We start from the raw sequence: 4621 nt of genomic DNA, 5'->3' as shown, positions 1-4621 counted from the left end.
CCGCACCCGAACACCGCCGCCCGTCCCGCGCGCGGGGCGGGCGGCCCGGAGGACCCATGACGTTCACCACAACACTTCCCCTCGTCGTGGAGGGGACCGGACCCGTCGCCGCGCCGTTGCGCGAGCACCGCGCGAGGCTGCGGGCCGGTCTTGTCGAGCACGGGGCGCTGCTGCTGCGCGGCTTCGACGTCGGCGGCCCCGACGGGCTCGCCGACGCGGTCCGCGCGCTCGCGGGCGAACCGCTCACCTACACCGAGCAGTCGTCGCCGCGCAGCGTCATCAAGGGCAACGTCTACACCTCGACGTCGTACCCTCGGCAGGCGGAGATCCCGCTCCACAACGAGATGTCCTACCAGGCGGTCTGGCCGCTGACGCTGTTCTTCCACTGTGTGGAGCCGCCGCACACCCAGGGCGCGACCCCGCTGTCGGACGTCCGCCGCGTCTACGAGCTGATCGACCCCGACGTGCGCGCGGAGTTCGAGCGCCGCCGCTGGCGCGTCGTGCGGACCTACGGCGACGACGTCGGCCTGCGCTGGCGCACGGTCTTCGGCGCGGAGACCCGCGCGGAGGTCGAGGCGCAGTGCGCGCGCGGCGGCATCACCGCCGAGTGGACCGGCGACGACGGCCTGCGCACCACCGCCGTCCGCGACGCGGTCCACCGCCACCCGGTGACCGGCCTGCCCGTCTGGTTCAACCACATCGTGATCTTCCACGAGAGCAGCCTCGACGCCGACGTCCGCGAGGCCCTGCACGACGCCTACGGCCCCGACGGCTTCCCCCACAACACCTTCTACGGCGACGGCGGCACGATCCCCGACGACGTCGTCGCCCACCTGCGGCACTGCTACCGGGCCGCCTCGACCCGCTTCGACTACCGGCGTGACGACCTGCTGGTCGTCGACAACATGTCCGTGGCGCACGGCCGCGAGCCCTTCACCGGCCCGCGCGAGATCGCCGTCGCCATGGCGGAACCCTCAGGGGAGGGCTGAGCCGGACCCGCGCGTCCGACCCCCGCGACACGAGTACCCCGGTGCCGTCTCCCGGGCCCGTCAGGGCCGTCGGGGCGGTGCCGGGCCGGTGTTCGCGTGCCGGGTCGGACGCGGGGTCCGCTCGGGTCAGGCGGGGCGGTGGGCCGACCAGGCTTGCCACAGGCCCGCGTAGCGGCCGCCGAGCGCGACGAGTTCGTCGTGCGCGCCGCGTTCCACGATCGCGCCGGAGTCGAGGACGAGGATGAGGTCGGCGTCGCGGGCCTGGCTGAGCCGGTGCGCGACGGTGACCGACGTCCGTCCTTCCAGGACCCGGGCGGCGGCGGCTTCGAGCTCGCGTGAGCCGCTGCTCCCCGCCTCGGCGGTCGCCTCGTCCAGCACCGCGATCGCCGGGTCCGCCAGGACGAGCCTGGCGAGCGCGAGGTGCTGTGCGTGCGCGGCGTCGACGGGGTGCGCGCCCTCGCCGACCTCGGTGTCGAGGCCGTCGGGCAGCGCCTTGGCCCACGCGGCGAGGCCCGCGACCTCGAGCGCGTCCCACAGGTCGCGCTCGGCCGCGTCGGGCGCGGCGAGGCGCAGGTCCTCGGCGAGGGTCCCGGCGAACACGTGGACCTCCTGGGTGACCAGCGCGACCGTCGCGCGCAGCCGCGCCGCGTCGAGTTCCCCGGTCGGGACGCCGCCGAGCCGGACGGTCCCGGCGTCGGGCGGGTGCACCCCGGCGATCAGCTTGGCGAGGGTGGTCTTGCCGCCGCCGCTCGCGCCGACCAGCGCCACCGAGCCGCCCGCAGGGACGGTGAAGGACACGTCCTTCAGCACGTCGTGGCCCTCGACGTAGGCGTAGCGCAGCCCGGACACCTCGATCGTGCCCTCGGCGGGCGTCGCGACCGTGTCGGGAAGGCCGTCCTCGGGCAGGTCGGTGACGCCGACGAGCCGCGCGAGGCTCGCGGTCGCCGACTGGAGCACGTCGAGCAGGAACAGCACGGCGTTGATCGGGTTGAACGCGCCGGCGAAGTACAGCGCCGCCGCGCTTGCCGCGCCGATCGAGATCGCGTTCGCGTCGACAAGGACAAAACCGGTGATCAGCACCGCCGAAAGGCCGAGCAGCTCGGCGGCGTTGAGGCGGCCGAAGAAGCGGGTCTGGAGCAGGGTGACGGTCACGACCGCGGTGATCGACCTGTCGACCCGTCGCCCGACGAGCCCGACGTGCGCGTCGGCGAGGCCGAACGCGCGCACCGCGCCGGCGCCGCTGAGCGTGTCGAGGAGCTGCTGTTGCTCCCCGCCCGCCGCCGCCCTCTGCTCGGCGTAGATGGGCGAGGCACGCCGCACGTACCAGCGCGCGGTGTACGCCTGGATAGGCACGGCGATGAGGGCGGCGAGCCCGAACCGCCAGTCGAGCGCGGTGAGCCCGACGAGGGTCAGCGCGAGGATCAGCGCGGCCTGGGCGAACTCAGGGACGGCCTCGCGAACCGCCTCGCCGACCATCGCGATGTCCTCGGTGATGCGCGAGGTGAGGTCGCCCGACCCGCCGCGCTCGATCCGCTCGAGCGGCAGCCCGAGGGCGCGCGCGACGAAGTCCTCGCGGATCGCGGCGAGCACCTGCTCGCCGAGGCGCGCGACGGCCCACAGCCCGGCGAACGCCAGCGCGCCCTGGCCGAGCGCGGCGGCGGCCAGCAGCGCGACGGGCGTGGTCATCGCGCCCGCCGAGCCGGTGACGGCGAGGTCGATGATCCAGCCGAGCAGCGGCGCGGCGACGAGGCTGAGCGCCGCCGCGCCGACCAGGCACGCCGTCGCGAGCGCGACCCTGCCCCGGTGCGGGCGCAGCAGCCCGAGGATGACCGCGCGGGTGCGCGCCGGGTCGGCGATCGGCAGCAGCGCGGGTTCGGGGGCGGTCGTGCTCATGTGAGGACCAGTTCGCGGTAGTCGGGGCGGGTGTCGAGGAGGTCGCCGTGCGGCCCGGCCGCCGCGACCGTCCCGTCCTTGACGAGCAGGACGCGGTCGGCGGCGGCCAGCAGCGCAGGGCTCGAGGTGACGATGATCGTGGTGCGGCGCGCGCGCAGCGCCCGCAGGCCGTCGCCGATGCCCGCCTCGGTGACGGTGTCGACCGCGTTGGTCGGGTCGTGCAGCACAAGCACGGGCGGGTCGGCGTGCAGCGCGCGGGCGAGCGCGACGCGCTGGCGCTGCCCGCCCGACAGGGAGTTGCCGCGTTCGGCGACCGCGGTGGCGAGGCCGTCGGGCAGGGCCGAGGCGACCTCGTCGGCGCGCGCGGCCCGGACGGCGGCGGTGATGTCGCCGCCGCGTCCGGCGTCGATGTTGGCGGCGACGGTGCCCTCGAACAGCGCGGCGCCCTGCGGGACGGCCAGGATCGCGGTGCGCAGCGCGTCGGGCGCGAGGTCGGCGAGGGGACGGCCGTCGAGCGTGACGTCGCCCGCGTCGGGGTCGGCCTGGCGGCCGAGGTAGCGCACGAGCGCGCTCGCGGCGGCCGGGTCGGCGCAGCAGACCGCGACGGTCTCGCCGGGCGCGACGGTGAAGTCCGCGCCCGCGAGGCCGCCTCCGGTGAGCCCGCGCACGGCGACCTCACCGGCGACGGGCGAGACCGGCGCGCCCTCGCCGCCCGGGGTGGCGGGCTCGGCGTGCAGCACGCCGCCGATCCGGCCCGCCGACGCGCGTCCGGCCGCCAGCGCGGCGGTGATGTCGCCGAACACGCCGAGCGGCCCGACGAGGAACTGGGCGAGCCCGACCGCCGACACCAGCTCACCGACCGAGATGGTGCCCGAGGCGGCCATCCGGCCGCCGACGAGCGCGATCAGCGCGAGGAACAGCCCGTTCAGCGTGACGACCGCGCCGGAGTAGACGGCCTGGACGCGGGTCGTGGCGAGCGTCGCGTCGAGCGAGTCGCGGCTGACCGCCCGGTATCTGGCGAGGCCCGCGCGCTCAGCGCCGAGCCCCTTGAGCACCCGGACGCCGCGCACGAGGTCGACCGCGACGGCGGCGGCACGCGCCGCGCGCTCCTGCTGCTCGACCGTGCGCCGCTCGAGCGGCGCGCTCAGCCGGTTCACCAGGAAGAGCAGCGGGGGAGTGCCGAGCAGGATGAGCAGGCCGAGCGGCACCGACACCACGAGCAGCCAGATCCCGGCGACGAGCATGCCCGCGATCGCCGCGACAAGGTGCGGCAGCCGGAAGTTGATCATCGCGGTGCGGCGCACGTCGGCGGTGGCGATGCTGACGAGCGCGCCCGGCAGGTCGGCGCGGCGGCTGCCGCGCGGGTGCAGGGAGCGCGCGGCGACGGCGAGCTTCAGGTCGCGGTCGGCGCGCACGGCGGCCTGGGTGCCGACGCGCATGCCGAACCGCCACGAGAACGACAGCACCGCGAAGTCCACCGCGAGCACGCCCAGCCACAGCAGCAGCGCGCCGACGTCGCGGGGCCCGGTCGCCCGGTCGATGACGACGCCGATGAGCACGGGTACGAGCGCCTCACCCGCCTGGTGTCCGGCGAACAGCGCGGCCGCGCCGAGCACGCGCCAGCGCTGCGCGGAGATCGACGCGCCGAGCACCGACGCCTTGGACGCGCGCACGCTCGCCGCGCTCATGCGGGACACCATCGGGTCACGCTCAGCCTCCCGAAGGAATCCTTAAACTAT

3 protein-coding genes are annotated in these 4621 nt (G+C 75.8%); 1 reads left to right on the top strand and 2 read right to left on the bottom strand.

All coding sequences use genetic code 11. From position 1 onward, the window contains the following. The first annotated feature begins 56 nt into the window (after positions 1–56). Complete coding sequence (locus tag R9X44_RS29960) at positions 57–989, top strand: TauD/TfdA family dioxygenase (protein ID WP_319817686.1); 933 nt, start codon at positions 57–59, stop codon at positions 987–989. Positions 990–1115: 126 nt separating this feature from the next. On the opposite strand, the gene R9X44_RS29955 is transcribed toward R9X44_RS29960, so the two are convergent. Beyond that, positions 1116–2882 (bottom strand): ABC transporter ATP-binding protein, encoded by a 1767-nt coding sequence (locus R9X44_RS29955; RefSeq protein ID WP_319817685.1) that lies wholly within the window; start codon positions 2880–2882, stop codon positions 1116–1118. After that, the gene (locus R9X44_RS29950) at positions 2879–4570 is read right to left on the bottom strand and encodes an ABC transporter ATP-binding protein (RefSeq protein ID WP_319817684.1); all 1692 of its coding nucleotides are present in this window, start codon (positions 4568–4570) and stop codon (positions 2879–2881) included. The genes R9X44_RS29955 and R9X44_RS29950 overlap by 4 nt, the downstream gene beginning before the upstream one ends. Between the last annotated feature and the right edge of the window lie 51 nt (positions 4571–4621).

The sequence above is a fragment of the Actinocorallia sp. A-T 12471 genome (genome assembly GCF_033875155.1).
Lineage (GTDB): Bacteria > Actinomycetota > Actinomycetes > Streptosporangiales > Streptosporangiaceae > Actinocorallia.
This window is presented reverse-complemented; position numbering and strand designations above follow the sequence as displayed.